The following is a 21,899-nucleotide window of genomic DNA, read 5'->3' as shown; positions in this document are numbered from 1 at the left end:
AAACAACAAGATGAAAAGTATTATTGTACCGGTTGATTTTTCAAATCAATCAGAAAAGGCCCTAAAAGTGGCCGCTTCATTAGCAAAACAGCAAAAAGCTGAGCTCTTTGTACTCCACATGCTGGAACTTTCCCCTGCCATTATGGGAGAGTCCGGATATATTTCGCAAGAACAAGTGGTGCACCTTATCAAACTCGGTGAGCAAAGATTTGCCGACTTTTTGGACCAACCCTATCTCAAGGAAATAAAACTGACTCCCATTATCAAGCATTACAAGGTGTTTAGTGAAGTGGCCGAAGTAGCCGAAAAGTATGAGGCCGACCTCATCGTGATGGGTTCCAATGGTGTCGATGGATTGGAAGAAATCTTTATTGGCTCCAATACCGAAAGAGTCGTTCGTACATCAGATGTGCCTGTACTGGTCATCAAAGGGAATGAGTCGGATGATTTTGATCCCAAAAACTTCGTTTTTGCCTGTGATTTTGAGAAAGAAAGTGTCCCCGCTTTGAAAAAAGCCCAAAAAATGACAAAAATCCTTGGCTCAAAATTACATATGGTGTACATAAACACTCCTGGTGATGAGTTTTTGAGCACCACCGATGCCCAAAACAAAATCGACACTTTCCTTAAAGAGGCCCAAACAGATCTGACTGTGGAGATTTTCAACGATTATACCGTTGAAAAGGGCGTTCTCAATTATAGTGACGAAATTGATGCAGATCTTATTGGCATCCCTACCCATGGAAGAAGAGGGCTATCCCACTTTTTTATGGGAAGCATTGGCGAAGACATTGCCAACCATGCCAAAGCACCTGTAATCACCTTTAAGATTTAATGAATTACATTTTTGATTGGTTTCGTGTAATTCTAACGAAAAGGGGGCAATTTTAAAATTGCCCCCTTTTTATTTTTGCCTTTCTACCTAACCGTGGAATCTTTCGTAAGCCGCTCTTTCCAAATCTTCCCTATGATCGGGATGAGCAATCGAAATTAAAGCGCTGGCACGCTGTTTTAGGTTTTTGCCGAACAAGTTTACCACGCCATATTCGGTGGCCACATAGTGCATGTGGGCCCTAGTGGTGGTCACACCCGCTCCCTGTTTTAAAAATGGGGTTATTTTGGAAACGCCTTTTTTGGTGGTAGCGGACATGGCAATAATGGGCTTTCCTCCCTTGGAAAGCGAGGCTCCCCTCATAAAATCCATTTGCCCCCCTACCCCTGAGAACTGGTACCCTCCAATGGTATCGGCACAGACTTGGCCGGTAAGGTCAATTTCTATGGCACTGTTAATGGCGGTTGCTTTGGGATTTCTTCGGATTCTGGCCGTGTCGTTGGTATATCCAGAGTCTCTAAAATCACAAATAGGGTTATCGTCTATAAAATCATATAATTTTTGAGAGCCCACAGCAAAGCAGCTCACAATTTTACCGCGTTTTACCGCCTTTTCCTTCCCATTGATCACTCCACTTTCCAACAGGGGCAAAACCCCATCAGAGAACATTTCGGTGTGGATACCAAGGTTTTTGTGGTTGCCCAGGTTGGACAATACCGCATTGGGAATGTTACCGATTCCCATTTGAAGGGTTGCACCGTCTTCAATCAAGGATGCCACATGTCTTCCTATTTCCTGCTCCACTTCGGAAGGTTCAGTAGGAAGGTGTGCATGTATGGGCCTATTGACCTCTGTAGCAAATACGATTTCATCCACATGGACAATACCTGTACCATGGGTCCTAGGCACCTGAGGATTGATCTGTACCACTATTTTTTTAGCGGTTCGGATGGCGGGCAAAGCCACATCCACGGAAACCCCCAAAGAACAATACCCATGCTTGTCTGGTGGCGACACTTGAACAAAGGCTACGTCCAAGGGCAAGTATTCATCGGCAAACAACCAAGGTATCTCGCTCAGGAATACTGGGATATAATCGCCCATATAAGTGTTTACAAAGGTCCTGACGTTGCCGCCCACAAAGCAGGCATTAAGGGTAAAGGCTTCGCAATAGGGTTCCCTTGTATATTTGGCATCACCTTCAGTATGGATGGATATAATTTCAACATTCTTTAATTCGCTGTGACGCTCGCATAGGGCATCAATCAATTCGTTGGGCGTCATTGCCGCTCCTTGGAAAAAGACACGGTCTCCTGATTTTACAATTCCTACCGCTTCTTCCGCTGATGTTATTTTCATTTTGGATTATATTTTTAGGGTTGATGGCATTCTATGGTCGCCGTAACTGCATCTGCAGGGGCCGCCTTGGGGGAAACATAGGGAATTCCCAATCCAAGTCCACGTATAATAAACAAAATACCTATGATCACCACAAATACCGGTATCAATTTTTGAATTTTAGCTTTAATGGGGCCACTGAACATTCCTTTGGAATAGACCACCGCCGACATTAACGGTACAGTTCCCAGACCAAAAATCATCATGTAAAGTCCGCCCTCAATGGGACTGCCCATAGCAATGGCTCCCAAAAGGGCCATATAAACCAAGCCACAGGGTAAAAAGCCGTTTAAAAAGCCTATGGTCAAAAAGGTATCGGGAGTCTTTTTTTTGAGCTCTGCCCCAAGTTTGGATTTCACCTTACCGATAATGGAGTAAACAGGTGATAAAAATTTATGCCCGTTCATGTACTTCCCTGGGATCAGTACCAGAAGAATCATGAGGGCCCCTATCCCGATGGAAAGCTTTTGTTGTATCCCGAAGAGAGCCAATCCTTTTCCCAAAAAGCCAAAAAGTACTCCTATGATTCCGTAAGCCAACAATCTTCCCAAATGGTAAATGGAAAGCTGCGTGGTCTTTTTTATCGTATTGCCATGGTCCAAAGGCAGCATAAAGGCTATGGGTCCGCACATGCCCAAACAGTGCAGACTTCCCAAAAGTCCCAAAACCAAAGCAGAGGTCATCATGATCAGTACACCAGTTTTTCTTTATGCAAAAAGGAGTTACCTTCGTAATTCCAGTCTATGGAAATGTCCCAGCGACCGTCTACCAAGCGATTGTCAGGTATGAGCAAATGTGTATTGGATAAACTTATAGGAAAGTTGGTATCCAAGTGCTTGTTAGACGGTCTATATAGGGACACTGTTCCACTTATTTTTTTGGGGTCGAAACGTTCTGGAAAATAGATGACCAAACCCTTATCCGTTTTCTCAACGGTGAGGTTGGCATCCATTTCGGTAGCGGTTTTTGAGGCATCTATCTGCTGTTGATAGGTCAACTCTTTTTTATAATACTCTTCCGTCACCAAATCGTGGTTGGCGCTATCATCGGTACTCATCCTTACCACAAAATATAGGATAAAGGCTATGAAGCCAATAAATGCCAGCACGATTCCGGTTCCCCAATTGATTTTCATCGTTTTCTTTTTTAATTATAACTTCTCGGTGCCAAAAACTGTGTCACCGTAGTTTCTATGAGTTTTTCTCCGCTGTAAACACCAATTTCAAGTTGATCCTTATCGCCATTGAGTGCGGAAGCGTTTATTTCTATAAATAGCGTTCCCTCCGCAAGTTCTTCAGCAGGAACCGTGAACGTGTCCTGTGATACCATTTTGATTTCGCCATTGTGAGACATCAGTTTAAAGGACACATTTTCGATATCCTTGGTGGTCTTGTTCACCAATTTATAGGTATACACATTGCTGATGATATTGTCCGCTTTACGCTCGTATAACTGTCCCGGCAAGCGGAGCACGTTTGCCTCGATTTCGTTCCGCATGAACAGCATTCCCACTAAAACCCCTATCAAAACCACGAGTACGGCAGTGTATCCCTTCATACGGGCGGTGAACTTAAATTTGTTCTTATTGGTGATCTCGTCCTCGCTGGCGTATCTGATCAACCCTTTGGGTTTATCGATACTTTCCATAATATGGTCGCACTCATCAATACAGGCCGTACAGTTTACGCATTCCAACTGTGTTCCGTTGCGGATGTCTATTCCCGTGGGACATACGTTTACACATTGCAGGCAATCAATACAGTCACCATGCCCCAAGACTTCCCTATCTTCGTTTTTTCTGAACTTTTTTCGTCCGTTTTCACCTTCTCCACGTTTGTGGTCGTAGGCGACAACGATGGATTTATCATCCAAAAGAACTCCCTGCAATCTACCATAAGGGCAAGCAATAATACAAACCTGCTCCCTGAACCATGCAAAAATGAAATAGAACACTCCTGTAAAAATCAACAAGGGAATCATGGTTCCCATGTGTGCCGTGGGCCCATCGGTAATATAGGCCAACAGCTGATCGCTTCCGATCAAATAGGCCAAAAATATATTGGCTATAAAGAAGGAGATGACAAAGAAGATGAACCACTTCAACAGTCTTTTCCTAAGCTTTTTACCCGTCCACGGAGCCTTGGCCAATCGCATCTGTGCTCCCCTATCCCCATCGATCCAATACTCGATACGACGAAAGACCATTTCCAAGAAAATGGTTTGGGGACACATCCACCCACAAAAAATACGGCCATAAGCCACCGTAAAGAGTGCGATGAAAATCACTCCAATGATCATGGACACCACCACCAAATGAAAATCTTGTGGCCAAAACGGAAGCCCAAAAATATTGAACCTTCGGTCCAGTACATTGAACAACAAAAATTGGTGCCCATTGATTTTGACAAAGGGAGCTGCAATCAAGAAAATCAGCAGAAAGTAACTAACATACTTTCGGTAATCATAGTACCTTCCGCTGGGTTTCTTTGGAAAAATCCAGTTCCTTTTACCTTCTTGTGTGATTGTGCCTATGGAATCCCTAAAATTCTCTTCCATCGCATTTGTGGTTTATGGATAATAATTGTTGCCGAATTGCCCGGTTAGGGACTAATTCATGGCAACTTCTGTTGAATCTGTGGCCTGCTCCATTTCTGCCGGTGCAGTTTCTTCCATTTCAGATTCGGTACCATTGGCATCTTCGGGAGCATTGGGGTCTACCCATATTTCTCCTTCAGGTTCCTTTGGATTGGCTGGTGTGGTTCCTCCCAAAGTCATGACGTAACTGGCTACTTGTGCCATTTCGGCTGGCTTTAAGGTTTGTTTCCATGCCACCATGCCTTTTCCATCACGTCCTCCCTCGGAAATAGTGGTAAAGATATTTTTGATACCACCGCCCAAAATCCAATATTTATCGGTTAGGTTTGGGCCAATTCCGCCGCCACCATCGGCCATGTGACAAGCCACACAATTGGTCTGGAATATTTTTTCACCTGCTGCTAGGTCGGATTCTCCCGAAAGGAACTCAACCGTGCTGGCGTCGACCAAATCCTTGGCCGTTCTCTTGTATTCCTCTATGGCCTGCTGTGCTGCGGCCACTTCTTGCTCGTACTCCAGTTTCTGGTCGTATTCGCCTATTACATGGAACCGTACAAGGTAAACGACGCCAAAAACAATGGTTGCGTAGAACAGATATACCCACCAAGGAGGCAATACATTGTCCAACTCACGGATTCCATCGTAATTATGGTCAAGGACAATTTCGCCCTCGCGCTCTATGGAGCGGCTCCGCGTCAGTCTTTCCATGAGGTTTTTGGCCCATGTCCATTCAAACTTCTTGCTCTTGGCTTCCAGGTAACGTTCCTTACCTTCTTCTGAAAGGGTTTGGAACATAATGTTTTCTATGGAAGCTAAAATCAGTTCAATCGCAATAAGGATCATCAACACCAACAGCATAAAAAACTGTGTGATGGGATATTCTATGATGGCTGGTTTGTCCCCAGAGTCTATAAAGAATTCCATCAATCCGAAGATTAAAAAGAATAAGAATGGGACTCGTATCCACCAAGGTGTTTTTGTGCTCATAATGTTATAGTTTGTTTTGTTGATCTTCGTTTTCCAGAGGCAATTCGGACATCTCCCTTATGTGCTCCTTGGTAGCCGTGAAGACCCACCAGAACAATAGAACGAAAAATACAAAGAAGATGAGCAGGGAAACCATGGGATAGTTGGCTATCCCCTCGATGGTTTCCATATGTTCTTTTACAAATTTCAACATGGTTATTTGTTTTGAGATATAGTTTCTTCTGTTCCTTCAATTTTGATATCGGTTCCCAATCGCTGTAAGTAAGCAATCAAGGCCACGATTTCACGATCTCGCATTTCCACAAAATCCAATCCGTTTTCTTGGGCGTATTTCTTGTCCGCCTCATAGGTCCTTTCGAATTCTGGGTCTGTATAAAGGCTCTTCTCGATTTCCTCCGCCTGCTCTGCCATGGATTGCTGCGCGTTGGCGATGTCTTCTTCGGTATAGGGAACCCCTAGTTGTACCATGGCTTCCATTTTCGCCTCGATATCGGTGCGATCGTGCTCATCGGTAACCAACCATTGGTAGGATGGCATAATGGAACCTGCCGAAGTACTTTGCGGATCGTACATGTGGTTCAAGTGCCAGCTATCGGAGTATTTTCCTCCAACCCTCAATAAGTCGGGACCTGTACGCTTACTACCCCATAGGAATGGGTGATCATAAACAAATTCTCCTGCTTTGGCATACTCTCCGTAACGTTCCACCTCACTTCGGAACGGACGTATCATTTGTGAGTGACAACCCACACATCCTTCCCTTATATAAAGGTCTCGGCCTTCCAGCTCCAAAGGGGTATAGGGTTTCACACTGGTAATGGTCGGGATATTGGATTTTACCAAGATAGTTGGGATGATCTGAACAATACCTCCGATCAAAATGGCCACTGTAGCCAAAATAGTCAGCTGTACCGGTTTTCTTTCCAACCAGTTGTGGAAGGTTTCGCCAGCAACTCTTCTTTTGGCAACACGCTCCAATGCAGGGGCTTCTGCAGCTTCATCCTCGACTTTGCTACCTGCCCTGATGGTCATAACAACGTTATACAACAGTACGAACATACCCAAGATGTACAGGGAACCTCCTATGGCCCTCATCCAATACATAGGGATAATCTGGGTTACGGTCTCCAAGAAGTTACCATACACCAAAGTACCATCAGGGTTGAATTCTTTCCACATTAAAGCCTGGGTAAATCCGGCCACATACATGGGCAGCGCATACAACACAATACCCAAGGTTCCGATCCAGAAATGGAAGTTGGCCAAGCCTTTGGAGTGTAATTCTGTTTTGAACATTCGGGGCACCAACCAATAGATCATACCAAAGGTCAAGAACCCATTCCAGGCCAAGGCACCCACGTGAACGTGTGCAATGATCCAATCACTAAAGTGAGCAATGGCATTTACGTTTTTCAACGAAAGCATGGGACCCTCAAAGGTTGCCATACCATAACCGGTAATGGCAACCACCATGAATTTTAGTGTCGCGTCTGTACGCACTTTGTCCCACACCCCACGGAGTGTCAATAATCCGTTGATCATACCACCCCAAGAGGGAGCGATCAACATTACGGAAAACACCACCCCAAGGTTCTGTGCCCAATCAGGCAAAGCAGAATATAACAAGTGGTGAGGCCCTGCCCAGATATAAATAAATATCAACGACCAGAAGTGGACGATGGACAGCCTGTAAGAATAAATAGGCCTGTTTGCCGCTTTAGGCACAAAGTAGTACATCAACCCCAAAAAAGGCGTGGTCAAAAAGAATGCTACCGCATTGTGGCCGTACCACCATTGTACCAACGCATCCTGAACACCAGCGTACACCGAATAACTCTTTAAAGCGGTCACCGGCAACTCTAGGCTATTGAAGATGTGCAACACCGCTACCGTAACGAATGTGGCCAAGTAGAACCAAATTGCCACATACAGGTGCCTTTGTCGTCTTTTTAAAATCGTACCGATCATGTTCCAACCAAAAATTACCCAAACCACTGCAATAGCCAAATCTATGGGCCATTCCAATTCGGCGTATTCCTTGGAAGTCGTGTAACCCAAGGGCAAGGTCAACGCTGCGGCGACAATGATCAATTGCCAACCCCAAAAGTTGATGTTGCTCAGGACATCGCTGAACATTCTAGCTTTAAGCAAACGTTGCAGTGAGTAATATACCCCTGCAAAAATGGCATTCCCCACAAATGCAAAGATCACCGCATTGGTATGCAATGGGCGCAAGCGTCCAAAACTTAACCAAGAGATGCCCTCTGTAACATTGGGGAACAAAAACATAAAGGCCAACAAAAGGCCCACTGCCATACCTACCACGCCCCAAAGTATGGTGGCGTATAAGAACTTTTGTACGATTTTGTTATCGTAACGGAACTGTTGTATTTCCATATTTATTGGTTTGTACTTTTAGTTTGTTTGATTTCCTTTTTATTTGAGTTTGATTTATCCTTGCTCATGATTATCTCATCTTCAAACAACATTCTTACCGATGGGGTATAGGTATCATCGTATTGTCCACTTTTTACCGAAAAAACAAAGGCTATAAAAAAGACTATGGCCACCGTTATGCTTATGGCCAACAACACATAAATAACACTCATACCTGCCTGAATTTAGGTGTAAAACTACTGTGATGGTATTCTTCAGAAAATGACATATATCAGCTTTCTTGATTTTTTAATTCTTTACCGAGATAATTGGTGGCCAATGTGGTGAACACTACAATACTAATGGAACTCAAAGGCATTAAAATAGCTGCAATCACAGGCTGTAATTGTCCGGTAACGGCAAAATACAAGCCGACCACGTTGTAACAGAGCGAGAGCAAAAAGCTCAATTTGATTACCCGAATGGACTTTCGGGACAGTTGCATGAACTTTGGTAGCAGTCTCAATTGGCTGGCATCCAAAATTCCATCACAAGCGGGCGAAAACACATTGATGTTTTCCGAAACCGCCAGGCCCACATCGCTTTGGGCAAGCGCACCAGCATCGTTCAAACCGTCTCCCACCATCAACACTTTGTGTTTTTCTTGTAGGGTTTTGATGTATTCCAACTTATCCTCGGGCTTTTGATCGAATAGCATCTTCGTTTTTGTGGGCAACACTTTTTGCAATTGCCCCTTTTCACCGTCATTATCTCCCGATAGAATGCCCAGTTCCAAATCGCTGGACAGTTCTTCAAATATGTGGCTCATCCCCTCCCGATAGGTGTTCTTGAACACAAAACGGCCCTTTACATCTTCGTCGGCACTAATATAGACCGAGGTGTTCGCTATGGCATTTGATGTCTTTTCACCGACATAGGATGCAGACCCTACTTTGATGGAGTGTTGGTTGTATTTGCCCTCGATTCCCTTTCCGGTATGCTCTTGGAACTCTTCCAAGGTCATGATGGCGTTCGATTTTAAAATATCATAAAGTGACCGGCTCAAGGGATGGTTGGATGCCCGAAGTGTGGTTTTTAAAAGTGCGGTTTCCTCCTCCGTAAGTTCCATACCTTCATAATGTATGGTATCCTTTTGGTTGGTGGTAAGCGTTCCCGTTTTATCAAAAATCGCCGTATCGATTTTGGCCAAGCGTTCGATTACATTGGTATTCTTCAGGTAAAACTTATATCTGCCAAAAATGCGAAGCATATTGCCCAAGGTAAATGGGGCCGCCAAGGCAATGGCGCATGGACAGGCGATGATCAATACCGAGGTAAATACGTTAAGGGCCAAGCTAGGGTCAAAAATCAACCAAAAAACAGTCGCCAATGTGGCGATGCTCAGCACCGCAATGGTAAAGCGTTTGCCAATACTATCGGTAAGGGTCTGGAAATGGCTGGCCTTATCCTTGGAGAACACTGAATTACCCCACAACTGCGTCAAATAACTTTGGGAAACGGATTTTAACACCTCAACTTCCAGAACTCCCGAAAGTTGCTTGCCGCCAGCGAACAGTTTCTCCCCCGATTCTTTAAATACAGGTTCCGACTCGCCGGTAACGAAGCTGTAATCGATTTCGGCGGTTCCTTTGATTAGGATACAATCCACAGGAATGATCTCATGGCTACGGATCAGCACCCTATCCCCAACTTCAATGTTATATATCTGGATATTCTCTTCTTCCCCGTTTTTCTTCAAACGGGTCACGGCAATGGGAAAATAGGATTTGTAGTCCCGTTCAAAGGACAGATAGGCGTAGGTCTTCTGTTGAAAAAATTTGCCCAGCAACAAAAAGAAGACCAGCCCCGTAAGGCTATCAAAAAAACCAGAACCCAAATCGAATACGATATCTGCGGTACTCCTTAAAAAAAGCACCAATATTCCCAAGGCAATGGGTACGTCGATATTCAACAATTTGGAACGAATGCCCTTATAGGCGGAAACAAAATAATCCTGTGACGCATAAAACACAACGGGCAGGGAAAAGGCAAACATCAACCAGCGGAACACATGCTTATATTGGTCCAACCAAAACTCCTCCACCTCAAAATACTCGGGAAAGGAAAAGAGCATCACATTGCCAAAGGCAAATCCGGCTACCCCTAATTTATATATTAAGGAACGATCTACCTTTTTCCCTTTTTTATTGTATTCCTCTAAAGAAATGTATGGCTCGTACCCTATGCTTCCCAATAGAAGCGCAAGGGCCTTCAATGAAAAATCTGCTGTTTTATAGGTGACCCGAATGGTTTTTTTGGGAAAATCAACCTGTGAAACGGATATGGCCCCGTGGAGTTTGTTCAGGTTCTCCAAGACCCAAATACAGGAACTGCAATGAATGGTGGGAATACTTAGGCTTACCACCTGCACCCCTTCTTCATTGAACTCCACCAATCGCTCTACGATTTCTTGATTGTCCAAAAAATCATATTTCTGTCTGATCTCGTTTGGTGTAGTCCCCGCCTTGCTTTCGATTTCATAAAAGGTGGACAGGCCGTTGGATGTAAAGATTTCATAAACGGTCTTGCAACCATTGCAACAAAAATCCTTATCATCAAACTGCACGCTGCGGCTACCGCATTGATCTCCACAATGATAACAGGTCGAATCTGCCATTTCACATTTGCTTTACCTGACGCAAAATTGTAATACTCTTCCTCTTAAAAATATGATATTTATCAGTTACTGGTAAATCTTTGTCCATTAAATTTGCTCCATCAGGTAAACCCAACAGTATGGAAAGCAGGTGTGAAAATTGTATCGTCAGGCAATTTAACTCCCTCAGGGCCATGAGCAAAGAGGAGTTGAAACAGGTCTCCGATTCCAAAACGACCAAGACCATTAAAAAAGGACAGCCCATTTTTGAAGAGGGCGAAAAACTCAATGGTGTCTATTGCGTTCGCAATGGGGTTTCCAAACTTTCCAAGCTCAGCGCCAACGGCAAGGACCAAATCGTAAAATTGGCCAGCAAGGGCGAAGTCCTGGGCCAGCGGTCGGTAGTCTCGGAAGAGAGCGCCAACCTTTCCGCCATTGCAGTGGAAGACATGGAGGTTTGCTTTATCCCTAAAGAAAGCATTAACAACACACTGCAAAAAAATCCAAACTTTACGCTAGAGGTGTTACGGCACATGGCCCACGATTTGAAGGAGGCCGACGATGTTATCGTAAATATCTCCCAAAAAACCGTAAAGCAACGCATGGCCGAAGCCTTTCTGTACCTTCAGAACAATTTTGGGGAAGATGCGGACGGATTTTTGGCACTGACCCTTTCCAGAGAGGACATTTCCAATGTAGTGGGAACCGCTACCGAGTCGGCCATCAGGATTATTTCCGAATTCAAAAAGAAAGGCTTAATCCACACATCGGGCAAAAAGATCGGCATAAAAAATCAACAGAAACTTCTTGAAATGGTCGAAGGTTTTTAAACCATTTTTCCAAACCTGACATTTGTCATAGTATCCCCCCTCCCATAGGTCTAATTTTATTGCATCGTAAATCTTAGTCAGATGCAAAAGATATTAATACCTACGGATTTTTCGGAAAATGCATGGAATGCCATTGATTATGCCATGCAATTGTTCCGTAACAGGCGTTGTACATTTTATCTGCTCAACACCTATACCCCGGTTATTCCGAGCAGTAGATTTATGGCCAAAATGATTGATGGAGTCTGTATTGTGGATGCTGTGCGGGAGAATTCTGAAAGAGGTTTGGACAGGACAGTAGCAAAGATCAGATCTAAATACGGGAATACCAACCACAGTTTTGAGACGATTTCTTCGTTCAATCTTTTGGTAGAGGAGGTGAAGGACATTGTAGAGACCTTTGGCATCCACTTGGTGATCACAGGAACCAAGGGAGCTTCGGGTGTGGATGAGGTTTTTATGGGCAGCAACACGGTGCGAATTATAAAATCCACTAAAAAGTGTCCCCTATTGGCCATTCCCTATCACTTTGAATATGTAACACCATCAGAAATTGCATTTGCCACCGATTTCAATCGGTTCTATACCTCTTCGGAACTGGAACCCATTCTGGAAATGGCAAAGATGTTCAAGGCAACCGTTAGGATTGTCCATGTACAGTACGGCATTAAGGCCTTAACAGAATTACAACAGTTCAACCTGAACATGCTGCGCCGCTATCTGAAAGATGTACCACATTATGTGCACACCGTTTCCGAGCTCAATTCTGTTTCCCATACTTTGGAAACCTTTTCCAAGGAATTGGGCATTCATCTATTGGCCATGCTCAATTATCAGCACAGCTATATGGAAAAAATGACCAGAGAGCCTATCGTTAAACGTACCGCGTTCCACACCCAAATACCTTTATTGGTCATTCCAGAACTGGGCATGGAAGGTATTTCGGCCAAGGCGAAGGAAGAAGAGGAAGAAGTCGAGTCGCACAATTAACCTTCCTGTAGTATCTTTATTGTTCCTTAAAGCTTTACTGCCTTAAAGGACTAAAGGTTTCCTATGGACAAACAACATTTGATAGACTGCCACGAGCGGATAAAACCCTTTATCCATAATACGCCAGTACTAACTTCACGTCTCATCAACGGGATGGCCGGAGCCAGCCTTTTTTTTAAGTGTGAAAATTTCCAGCGCATGGGCGCATTTAAAATGCGTGGGGCCGCCAATGCAATTTTACAACTTTCAAACGAACAAAAGCGAAACGGGGTGGTAACCCATTCCTCGGGCAACTTTGCCCAAGCCTTGTCCCTCTCTGCCCAAAGTTTGGGGGTAACGGCCTATATTGTGATGCCGGATTCCGCTCCCCAAGTGAAGAAGGACGCAGTCAAGGGATATGGAGGGGTTTTGGTGGAATGTGAATCCACCTTGGAAGCAAGGGAACGTGCATCGCAAGATATCGTTGAAAAGCATGGAGCCACTTTTATCCATCCTTCCAATGATGACCATGTTATTTTGGGCCAAGGTACTGCTGGCAAGGAATTACTGGAACTCTACCCCAATTTGGATTATGTGGTTACCCCAGTCGGAGGAGGAGGATTGATCGCGGGAACAGCCCTTGCGGCCCATTACTTTGGAAATGACTGTAAAACAATTGGTGGAGAGCCATTTGAAGTGGACGATGCCTATCGTTCCCTGAAAAGTGGCAAAATAGAGACCAACACATCAACAAATACCATTGCTGACGGACTTAAAACACAATTAGGCGATAGGAACTTTCCCATCATCCAAAAACATGTTCAAGAAATCATTCGTGTGACCGAGGACGAGATTATCCAGTCGATGCGTTTGCTTTGGGAGCGGCTCAAAATTGTATGTGAACCTTCGTGTGCCGTGGCTTTGGCCGCCGTTCTCCGTGAAAAGGAGAGGTTTAAAGGGCAAGAAATAGGTATTGTAATCTCTGGCGGCAATGTGGATTTAAGCCGCTTGCCGTTTTAAAAGGGTCAAGATTTTACCGGGAAGCTTATGGTAAAGGTAGTCCCTATATCTTTTTGGCTTACCACACTGATTTTCCCATCCATGGCTTCTACCTGCGTCTTTACCAAATAAAGCCCAAATCCTTTGCCTTCAGTGATTCCGCTGAGCCTTCCGTACATATCGAATATTTTGCGTTCCCGTTCTGGGGTAAGCTCCATACCAATACCATTATCTGAGAATTGTAAGGTAATCGTTTCAGGGCTTTTTTGACCGGTGACCTGTATTACCGGAGGTACATTTTCCTTGGCGTAATGGATGGCGTTGAGCATAAGGTTGTAAAAAATATTCACCACATAGCTCTTGGCACCAAAGACGGAGTCCACATTTGAAAAATCAGTTTCTACGGAAGCTTTGTTCCTGCTAATTTCTTCAGAAAGCAGACCATCTACATCCTTCATCACATCCTTAAGGAAGACCTCCCTAAACTTTTCCTTATCGGCAGATTTTAGGGACAACGAAAGGTTGAGGTCCTTGATGGTTTGGTCGAGCGCCTCGGTGGTCGTCTCAATTTTTCTAACAATGTCATCGTTCATTTCGTCCTTGCCCCATTCATATATTTTGGATAACATGAGGAGGTTTGAAATAGGTCCGCGCAGATTATGGGAAATAATACGTACAAAATTCTGGAGTTCGTGGTTCTGTTCCACTATTTGCTGGTTGGCCAACAGCTCATTGGTCACATCTTGGGTAGTTCCTGACATGTATTTGGGTTTGCCATTTTCATCATAATAAGCTCTTCCCTTTTGGTGCACGTATCGTATTTCACCCTTGCCCAAAACAATTCTGTGGGTAATATCATGCATCACATTGTTTTTGATGCAATTATCTACATCATCAATAAAAGCTTGCCGATCATCTGGGTGTATAATTTCCAAAAGCGAGTCGAAAGTAGCTTCAAATTTTCCCGGTTCCTGTTCAAAAATGCGGAACAATTGGTTGGACCATATAATTTGGTCTTCCCTCATATCCCAATTCCAATGCCCTATGTTGGCTACTTCTTGCGCCTCACGATACTTGCGTTCACTTTCGCGCAACTTATAATTGTTTTCGACTTCTTCGGTGATATCCTTTTGCCAAATAGAACACCCTACCACTTCGCCAGCACTGTTCATAAAGGGCTGGAAGGCAAATTCATGCACCACGATCTTACCATCAGACTCGAAGGTGTGCCGACAAGTGGTTGCGTAACGATCTAATGCTCTTTGGCAACCTTGCTCGCAGGGATTGAAAAAACAATCGGCCCGGTACACTGCTCTTAGGTCTATACCCCGTTGGGCATCGCCCAGACCATTTTGCTGTAATTGATTTTTGAAACAGGTGTTAAAGGCGGTCAGTTTGTACTCCTTGTCCATGGCCCATACCACGTCCTCCCTATCCTCAACAATTTCAACTTTATTTTGAATAAAAGTGTTCTTCTGTTTCAACGATAATTGTTTTGAGAATAAAAACCTGCCTACTTTCGTAAAAAAATGGAGTATTATTTATTCGCACTTTGGAGGTAATCCTCCAAATGCTCAATTCGAAGGGGCTTGGTAATAAACTCCTTCACATACTTTCCATATTTATCGGCTTCCTTCTTGTCCGCTTCCGCTTCGGAAGAAGTCACCAAGAGCACCTCATTGGTTTCCGGGAAATCTTCGAGCATCATAAATTCCAAAAATTCGAAGCCACTCATTTCAGGCATGTTGATATCCAATAAAATAAGTGTTTTTACGTTGGGGTTGTCCCGATAGCGAAGATCATCCAAAGCCAGCTCGGGATTGGTAAAACTCTTTACCCGTTCCTCCAATCCCATTCGTCTGAAATGAATCGCATTCACAGTATTCACTAGGTCTTCGTCGTCGACCAGATATATTTCCTTGTACATAGTCCGTTGGTCAATTAAGTTTTTAGTTAAGTTGTGGTTATAAATGATTGTCAAAAAAATTGATAAATATCAATTTACCCTATTTATTAAAACTGAAATCGCAACACTTTATTGTAGAAATTCTTTACAATAATTGCCACTAAATTTCAGCATAAAACCTAGATGTATTCTGTACCTTCTTGATTTGAATTTAGTAATATTATCGGATTTTAACAAAATACTGCTCATAATTTTAGAGTTGTTCTTTCTTTTTTTGATAATTATCAATGCAATCGAGTCGGCTCCATGACCACGCCACCTTGTAAGCTTCTTCCTTCTCAATTCGATGTAAGGAATTCAATGTCAAACACTAATCAAACAACATTGCTGCTAAAGGAGTATAGGAAGATACAAATCCACCTATGGAATTTGGTCGTTTTCTTGATTGAACAGTGATTCATCTAAGTAAAAGAAAATGCTTCTTTTGGAAAGTTTTGTCCGCAATGACAGTGCGATTTAATCGAACCCTAATTTAGGGTGGACAACTACAATTATTCAAACAAAAAAAGCTCCTCAATAGTTGAAGAGCTTTTTGTGCGGGTGAAGGGAGTCGAACCCCCACGCCTTGCGGCACTAGATCCTAAGTCTAGCGTGTCTACCAATTCCACCACACCCGCGAATTGGAGTGCAAATATAAATCAATTTTCCGATTTGCAAACGAGCACCCTTTAAAAACTTGTTTTTTGTACTTTTAGGGTTCTTTTAAAACCCAATATGAAAGACATAACAAATTACATCAGTACCAACAAGGACAGATTTATTAATGAGTTGATCGACCTTTTAAAAATCCCCTCCATAAGTGCCGACAAAGCCTACAAAAATGATGTTTTGGAAGCGGCTAAAGCCGTAAAAAAATCCTTGGACGATGCAGGTTGCGAGAACACCGAAATTTGTGAGACCAAAGGATACCCTGTGGTGTATGGCGATAAAATCATCGACCCTAATTTACCCACCGTTTTGGTATACGGCCATTACGACGTGCAGCCACCAGACCCTATTCATCTGTGGGACTCCCCTCCTTTTGAACCCGTTATCAAAAAAACTGAATTGCACCCCGATGGTGCAATTTTTGCCCGTGGAGCCTGTGATGACAAAGGACAGTTTTTCATGCACGTAAAAGCTGTGGAGTATATGATCCAAAACAATACGTTGCCTTGCAATGTCAAGTTTATGATCGAAGGCGAGGAAGAAGTAGGGAGTGATAGTTTAGGAGATTTCCTAAGGGAGAACAGCGAAAAGCTCAAAAACGACATTATCCTTATCTCCGATACAGGCATGATTGCCAACGACACTCCTTCCATCACTACCGGACTGCGTGGTTTGAGTTATGTGGAAGTAGAGGTTACTGGGGCAAACCGCGATCTTCATTCCGGAATTTATGGCGGCGCAGCTCCAAACCCCATCAATGTGCTGGCCAAAATGATTGCGCAGCTACATGATGAAAACAACCATATCACCATTCCCGGCTTTTACGATAAGGTTCAAGTGATTTCCGAAGAGGAACGGGCCGAAATGGCCAAGGCTCCTTTTAACTTGGAAGCCTACAAAAAATCGTTGGACATTGGCGATGTTCACGGTGAAAAAGGGTTTACCACACCCGAAAGATTCGGTATCCGACCTACGTTGGATGTCAACGGCATTTGGGGAGGCTATACTGGGGAAGGCGCAAAAACGGTGATTGCCAGCAAGGCCTACGCCAAAATATCCATGCGTTTGGTGCCTGACCAAGATTGGCATGAGATTACCGATTTGTTCACCAAGCATTTTACGTCCCTGGCCCCAAAAAGTGTGAAGGTAAAAGTTACCCCGCACCATGGCGGTCAGGCTTACGTGACCCCAATCGACAGCGATGGCTACCAAGCGGCTTCCAAAGCCATGGAAACTACCTTTGGCAAAACCCCTGTTCCTCAACGAACCGGTGGAAGCATTCCCATTGTGGCATTATTTGAGAACGTTTTTGACAGCAAGACCATTTTGTTGGGCTTTGGATTGGACAGTGATGCCATCCACTCCCCCAACGAGCATTTTGGTGTTTGGAACTTTTTGAAGGGCATCGAGACCATCCCTTACTTCTACAAATATTATACGGAAATGAAGGCCTAGATTTTTTTTACGTATTTGGTCACAAGAACGATTTGCTGACCATCTACCTTGCCTTCAATATATTCGGCATTTTCGTGATCCAGGGAAATCCGTCTCACGGCGGTTCCCTGTTTTGCGACCATGCTGGAGCCTTTTACTTTTAGGTCCTTTACCAACACGACACTGTCCCCATTTTCAAGGATGTTGCCATTCACGTCCCTATGCACCACTTTTTCGCTTTCCTCCTGTCCTTCACCGGTAGCTTTGGCCCATTCCAAGGTTGCATCATCCAAATACATCATTCCCAAGAGGTCTTGGGGCCACCCTTCGGGCTTTAAACGGTTCAGCATGCGCCAAGCCACTACCTTGACTGCATCGTGTTCGCTCCACATGCTGTCGTTCAAACAGCGCCAATGGTTCGGCTCCACAGTATCAGGGTTTTCAATTTGATTTACGCAGGTTGCACAGGCCAAAAGACTCCCATCAACGCCACCAGTGGACACTGGAGGGACCTCATACACCATTAAATTTTCTGTTGACCCACATAATTCGCAGGCATTTCCGCTTCGCTCCCGTAATTGTTCCAATACCGACATTGCTATTAAATTTATAATGGCTGCAAACTTAAAACTTTTCTGTTGAAGTGGTTTTGAACCCCAAAACGCAAGAATCCACCCATAAATCTATGAGTGGATTCGGTTAAATAAACATCTACTATTTTAAGGTAATTGCGAATATCCATGCTTGGTTTTCCAAAGGAAATATTTCTCGAACAACACCTTATTGAAGTCATAAAATATGTTGGGAATCATGATGGCAAAGTTACGTGGCTTGAACAGGTGATCACTAATAATGATTACTTCCTTTTTACCGGCATCCATAACACATATCCCAGGTATTTTGCCCCATGCTTTCTTCTTTAACTTATCCTTGCCTTTAGTGACCCTGATGATGTTCTCGGCCACGATTTTACCGGTTTCATCCGATGGGTATCCGGTTTTGGGACCAGAAAAGGGCACTTTTCCGGGTTTAAAGGGCAATTTTACATCCACAGCGATTCCTGCGGACCAAACATTTGGATATTTCAGGTGTCGGTAATCCTCTCCTACGGGCAGATATCCTGCAGGCGTTGCTTCCAATTTTGGGGAATTGACCACAAAGTCGACCCCTACGAATGGGGGCATCAACATAGTGAATTTGCTGGGCAAAACCTCATCCGAAGTGAGTACAACACTATCTTCGGTAACCTCCTTCACCCCTACTTCCGTCCTGTAATGAATGTGGAACATTTTCATGAAGGATTTGAGCATAGTCTCTCCACCAGTAATGCCATCGATACCGAAGTGGCCCAAAAAAGTTTCTGGGGTAATCCAGTATAGATCGACCTTTTTTCTGATTTTCTGTTCTCTTAACCATTTTTCCACATTGAACAAAAATTCATAAGCAGCCCCCATACATCCTGCATTTTGAGTGGCACCAATAACAATGGGGCCGGGGTTTTTCTTGAATTCCTCCAACGCTTGTCTTGTTTTCATGGCGCCGTTGGGCGTGCCAATATAGTGTGCGTGTTCTTGAACTCCAGGAGCAACATCGTACTTTACTTTGGGGCCAGTGGCAATCACCAGATGGTCGTAGGCAAAATCGCCTTTGCTGGTGTGCACCACTTGGGCCTCCGGGTCTACGTGTAGCGCTTCGGCCTGCACAAAATCTACCCCCTTCTTTTCAAGTATAGTATCCTTTCTAAAGGAAATATCTTTAATTTCCCGTCTTCCAAAGGGCACCCAGATTAACGAGGGAACAAACAGGAATAACGGCGATTTGTCGATGACCAATACCTTATGGTCCTTTTTCCCTTTTCTTTTGATTTCCAAAGCGGCGGTCATTCCTGCAAAATTTCCGCCAATGACTACTGTGGTTTTCATGATTGTTGGATTTAATACCATAAATGTACCACCCTAATCTCTCTTGGTCAGTAACTTAGGGCACACAACACCTATAAATACCGCACAAAAATTACTCTACATTTGTAGAATATCAATTTTTATTCTATGTTTGTAGAACAACTGATAAAAGAGCACCCAATGCAACTGTCAAAATCCGAAGAAGAGCTAATGAATATTGTCTGGAAACTTAAGAAGGGCTTTATGAAAGACATATTGGATGCATACCCCGAACCCAAACCAGCGACCACGACCGTGGCCACGCTTTTAAAACGTATAGCGGACAAAGGCTTTATAGCCTACAACAGCATAGGTCGTAGCCGGGAGTACTACCCCTTGGTCATGAAGAAGGACTATTTTTCCAAGCAGGTGAACGGGCTCATCAAAAACTTCTTCAATGATAGTGCAAGTCAGTTTGCGTCCTTCTTTGCCAAAGAGACCAACTTGAGCAAAACCGAGTTGGAAGAATTGAAGAAATTGATAGACAACGAAATCAAAAAGAAGTAATGATGCTCATCTTTCTTTTAAAATCTACGGCATGCCTTACCATTTTTCTAGCATTTTATAAATTACTGCTGGAAAGGGAAAGCGTTCACCATTTTAAGCGATACTTTCTTTTAGGAGCTATTGTTGCCTCTTTTGTTATTCCCAACTTAGTATTTGTCGAGTACATTGATGCCGTTGGGCCAACGATGAGTTCATTTTCTCCGAATATGGACGGACTCATCGAACAGCCAGTTCCACAATACTCCGTTTTTGATTGGCAATTGTTGTTTTGGATGATCTATGTTTTGGGTGTTGTTGGATTCGGACTGCGTTTTCTTGCAAATCTTTCACGAATCCGTTTGCGCATCAAAAAACACCCCAAGTTCAAGGACAACTTTGTGACCAAGGTGCTTTTGAGTCAATCCCTCCCACCGCATACCTTTCTGAATTACATCTTTTTAAACCAAAAGCAATACGAAGAAAACAGTATCCCACAACAAGTTTTGCTCCATGAGGAAACCCATGCCAAGCAACGGCACAGTTTGGATATCATTTTCATCGAGCTAGTTCAAGTGGTCATGTGGTTCAATCCATTGATCTACTTTTTTAAATCGTCCATAAAGTTGAACCATGAATTTTTGGCGGATAATGCCGTCATCAAAAAGGAGCAAGATCATTCACAGTATCAAAATACCATTCTGTCGTACTTATCAAACGAAACATATCAGTCGGTAGGCATCGCAAATGCCATTAATTATTCATCAATCAAAAAACGTTTTACAGTCATGAAAACAAACACATCAAAAAAATCATTTGTATTGAGAAGCTTTTTGCTTCTGCCACTTACGGCCCTATTGTTGTTCGGGTTTAGTGAACATCGTCAAATTGAAAGGGAAAGTTCCTTTGACCAAATCATCGAAATGGACCTTCTTGAAAACGGTATGGTAGCCTTGGGAAATACAACTGTCCATTTAAATGAAGTCCCGAAAATGCTGCTCCAAAACTATCTCCAAAACTATGATGCCCGAGAGATAAAGGTTAAAATTAATTCGCTTCGACCCGTGCATTACAACACCATCACAAATGTATCCCATTCCATAAGAACAACGGGGATTGATGCCATTGAAATAGTTGCAGAGGAGGTGGTGATAGATGAAGCTCAGTTCGAAGAAAACATTCCGATTACCTCAAAAACGACTCTATTAAATGCCAACCAAATGACGGTAGTTGGGAATGAAGTACGATCACAACAAAGTGCCACCCGAGAGGAAATGAAGGAGTACAATGCCTTGGCCAAAAAGTACAACGACATGGACCGTGACCACATGGTCATCCAAAAGAAAGAGGTGATGCGATTAAAGGAAATCTATGGGAAGATGTCCAAAAAGCAACGGGCAGACGCAGAACCCTTTCCAGATTTCCCATCTCCTCCGCCAGCACCACCAGCGCCCGGAGCCACAAAACCTCCAATGCCACCTTCAGCCGTTAAAAACATAAAAGAGGCAAAACCTGTGGGTCCATCCAATCCACCGGCACCTCCTGTACCACCAAAACCAGTGGAGCACATTAAGAAAATGGCAGCCAAGGGAGCAACATTTATGTTCAATGGAAAAGAAATAACCGCTAAAAAGGCCATTGAGATTGTGGAAAACAATAACAAAATAAATATAGATTCAAGAGGTTCCAAAGGGGAAAACCCGATAGTAAGACTTTCGGTGGACCCCATTGAAATAGATAACTAGCCCCATAATCCATACAATGTTAAAAGCCCCTTAAATGGGGC

20 protein-coding genes and 1 tRNA gene are annotated in these 21,899 nt (G+C 43.6%); 7 read left to right on the top strand and 14 right to left on the bottom strand.

Annotation, left to right across the window (positions count from 1 at the left end):
• Window positions 1-10: 10 nt before the first annotated feature.
• The gene (locus EO130_RS14275) at window positions 11-835 is read left to right on the top strand and encodes a universal stress protein (RefSeq protein ID WP_127142211.1); all 825 of its coding nucleotides are present in this window, start codon (window positions 11-13) and stop codon (window positions 833-835) included.
• Window positions 836-922: 87 nt separating this feature from the next.
• On the opposite strand, the gene EO130_RS14270 is transcribed toward EO130_RS14275, so the two are convergent.
• The 9 genes from EO130_RS14270 to EO130_RS14230 are packed head-to-tail and all read right to left on the bottom strand — an operon-like array spanning window position 923 to window position 10,865.
• A complete protein-coding gene (locus tag EO130_RS14270; RefSeq protein WP_127142210.1) occupies window positions 923-2,191 on the bottom strand; it encodes an acetyl-CoA hydrolase/transferase family protein in 1,269 nt (422 codons plus the stop codon).
• 14 nt (window positions 2,192-2,205) lie between these two features.
• Entirely contained in the window at window positions 2,206-2,916 is a 711-nt protein-coding gene (locus tag EO130_RS14265) for a sulfite exporter TauE/SafE family protein (protein ID WP_127142209.1), read from the bottom strand.
• Window positions 2,917-2,918: 2 nt separating this feature from the next.
• Entirely contained in the window at window positions 2,919-3,365 is a 447-nt protein-coding gene (locus EO130_RS14260) for a FixH family protein (RefSeq protein ID WP_127142208.1), read from the bottom strand.
• Between the two features lie 11 nt (window positions 3,366-3,376).
• Window positions 3,377-4,786 carry a cytochrome c oxidase accessory protein CcoG gene (gene ccoG / locus EO130_RS14255; protein ID WP_127142207.1) on the bottom strand — a complete coding sequence of 470 codons (1,410 nt, stop codon included), beginning with the start codon at window positions 4,784-4,786 and terminating at the stop codon, window positions 3,377-3,379.
• 51 nt (window positions 4,787-4,837) lie between these two features.
• A complete protein-coding gene (locus EO130_RS14250; RefSeq protein WP_127142206.1) occupies window positions 4,838-5,812 on the bottom strand; it encodes a cbb3-type cytochrome c oxidase N-terminal domain-containing protein in 975 nt (324 codons plus the stop codon).
• Between the two features lie 4 nt (window positions 5,813-5,816).
• Window positions 5,817-6,005 (bottom strand): CcoQ/FixQ family Cbb3-type cytochrome c oxidase assembly chaperone, encoded by a 189-nt coding sequence (locus EO130_RS14245; RefSeq protein WP_127142205.1) that lies wholly within the window; start codon window positions 6,003-6,005, stop codon window positions 5,817-5,819.
• Window positions 6,006-6,007: 2 nt separating this feature from the next.
• Complete coding sequence (gene ccoN / locus EO130_RS14240; RefSeq protein WP_127142204.1) at window positions 6,008-8,209, bottom strand: cytochrome-c oxidase, cbb3-type subunit I; 2,202 nt, start codon at window positions 8,207-8,209, stop codon at window positions 6,008-6,010.
• Window positions 8,210-8,211: 2 nt separating this feature from the next.
• On the bottom strand, window positions 8,212-8,421 hold the full coding sequence (ccoS, locus tag EO130_RS14235; RefSeq protein WP_127142203.1) for a cbb3-type cytochrome oxidase assembly protein CcoS: 210 nt from the start codon (window positions 8,419-8,421) through the stop codon (window positions 8,212-8,214).
• Window positions 8,422-8,480: 59 nt separating this feature from the next.
• Window positions 8,481-10,865: a heavy metal translocating P-type ATPase gene (locus tag EO130_RS14230; protein ID WP_127142202.1), complete on the bottom strand. Its 2,385-nt coding sequence runs from the start codon at window positions 10,863-10,865 to the stop codon at window positions 8,481-8,483.
• Between the two features lie 173 nt (window positions 10,866-11,038).
• Between EO130_RS14230 and EO130_RS14225 the strand changes: the two genes are divergently transcribed.
• From EO130_RS14225 to EO130_RS14215, 3 genes are all read left to right on the top strand, one after another.
• Window positions 11,039-11,674 carry a Crp/Fnr family transcriptional regulator gene (locus EO130_RS14225; protein WP_241244371.1) on the top strand — a complete coding sequence of 212 codons (636 nt, stop codon included), beginning with the start codon at window positions 11,039-11,041 and terminating at the stop codon, window positions 11,672-11,674.
• Window positions 11,675-11,755: 81 nt separating this feature from the next.
• On the top strand, window positions 11,756-12,664 hold the full coding sequence (locus tag EO130_RS14220; RefSeq protein WP_127142200.1) for a universal stress protein: 909 nt from the start codon (window positions 11,756-11,758) through the stop codon (window positions 12,662-12,664).
• Window positions 12,665-12,727: 63 nt separating this feature from the next.
• Window positions 12,728-13,663, top strand: a complete 936-nt coding sequence (locus tag EO130_RS14215) for a threonine ammonia-lyase (RefSeq protein ID WP_127142199.1) — start codon at window positions 12,728-12,730, stop codon at window positions 13,661-13,663.
• Window positions 13,664-13,668: 5 nt separating this feature from the next.
• Here EO130_RS14215 and EO130_RS14210 read toward each other — a convergent pair whose 3' ends face one another.
• The 3 genes from EO130_RS14210 to EO130_RS14200 all read right to left on the bottom strand — a co-directional run bounded on the left by EO130_RS14210 (window position 13,669) and on the right by EO130_RS14200 (window position 16,225).
• The gene (locus EO130_RS14210; RefSeq protein ID WP_127142198.1) at window positions 13,669-15,126 is read right to left on the bottom strand and encodes a sensor histidine kinase; all 1,458 of its coding nucleotides are present in this window, start codon (window positions 15,124-15,126) and stop codon (window positions 13,669-13,671) included.
• 53 nt (window positions 15,127-15,179) lie between these two features.
• Complete coding sequence (locus tag EO130_RS14205) at window positions 15,180-15,569, bottom strand: response regulator (RefSeq protein ID WP_127142197.1); 390 nt, start codon at window positions 15,567-15,569, stop codon at window positions 15,180-15,182.
• A 574-nt stretch (window positions 15,570-16,143) separates the two neighbouring features.
• A tRNA-Leu gene (locus EO130_RS14200) sits at window positions 16,144-16,225 on the bottom strand.
• Between the two features lie 97 nt (window positions 16,226-16,322).
• On the opposite strand from EO130_RS14200, the gene EO130_RS14195 reads away from it, so the two are divergent.
• Complete coding sequence (locus EO130_RS14195; protein ID WP_127142196.1) at window positions 16,323-17,711, top strand: dipeptidase; 1,389 nt, start codon at window positions 16,323-16,325, stop codon at window positions 17,709-17,711.
• On the opposite strand, the gene EO130_RS14190 is transcribed toward EO130_RS14195, so the two are convergent.
• Window positions 17,708-18,286: a PhnA domain-containing protein gene (locus EO130_RS14190; RefSeq protein ID WP_127142195.1), complete on the bottom strand. Its 579-nt coding sequence runs from the start codon at window positions 18,284-18,286 to the stop codon at window positions 17,708-17,710. The genes EO130_RS14195 and EO130_RS14190 overlap by 4 nt on opposite strands.
• A gap of 123 nt (window positions 18,287-18,409) precedes the next feature.
• Complete coding sequence (locus tag EO130_RS14185) at window positions 18,410-19,612, bottom strand: NAD(P)/FAD-dependent oxidoreductase (protein WP_127142194.1); 1,203 nt, start codon at window positions 19,610-19,612, stop codon at window positions 18,410-18,412.
• 159 nt (window positions 19,613-19,771) lie between these two features.
• Between EO130_RS14185 and EO130_RS14180 the strand changes: the two genes are divergently transcribed.
• Together EO130_RS14180 and EO130_RS14175 are read left to right on the top strand one after the other, a co-directional pair.
• Entirely contained in the window at window positions 19,772-20,137 is a 366-nt protein-coding gene (locus EO130_RS14180) for a BlaI/MecI/CopY family transcriptional regulator (protein ID WP_127142193.1), read from the top strand.
• Complete coding sequence (locus EO130_RS14175) at window positions 20,137-21,858, top strand: M56 family metallopeptidase (RefSeq protein WP_127142192.1); 1,722 nt, start codon at window positions 20,137-20,139, stop codon at window positions 21,856-21,858. Before EO130_RS14180 ends, EO130_RS14175 begins: the two co-directional genes overlap by 1 nt.
• Window positions 21,859-21,899: the final 41 nt, after the last annotated feature.

Source organism: Flagellimonas marinaquae (genome assembly GCF_003992675.1).
GTDB lineage: Bacteria > Bacteroidota > Bacteroidia > Flavobacteriales > Flavobacteriaceae > Flagellimonas > Flagellimonas marinaquae.
Note: the sequence above shows the minus strand (reverse complement) of the source record. Positions and strands in the feature narration are given on the sequence as shown.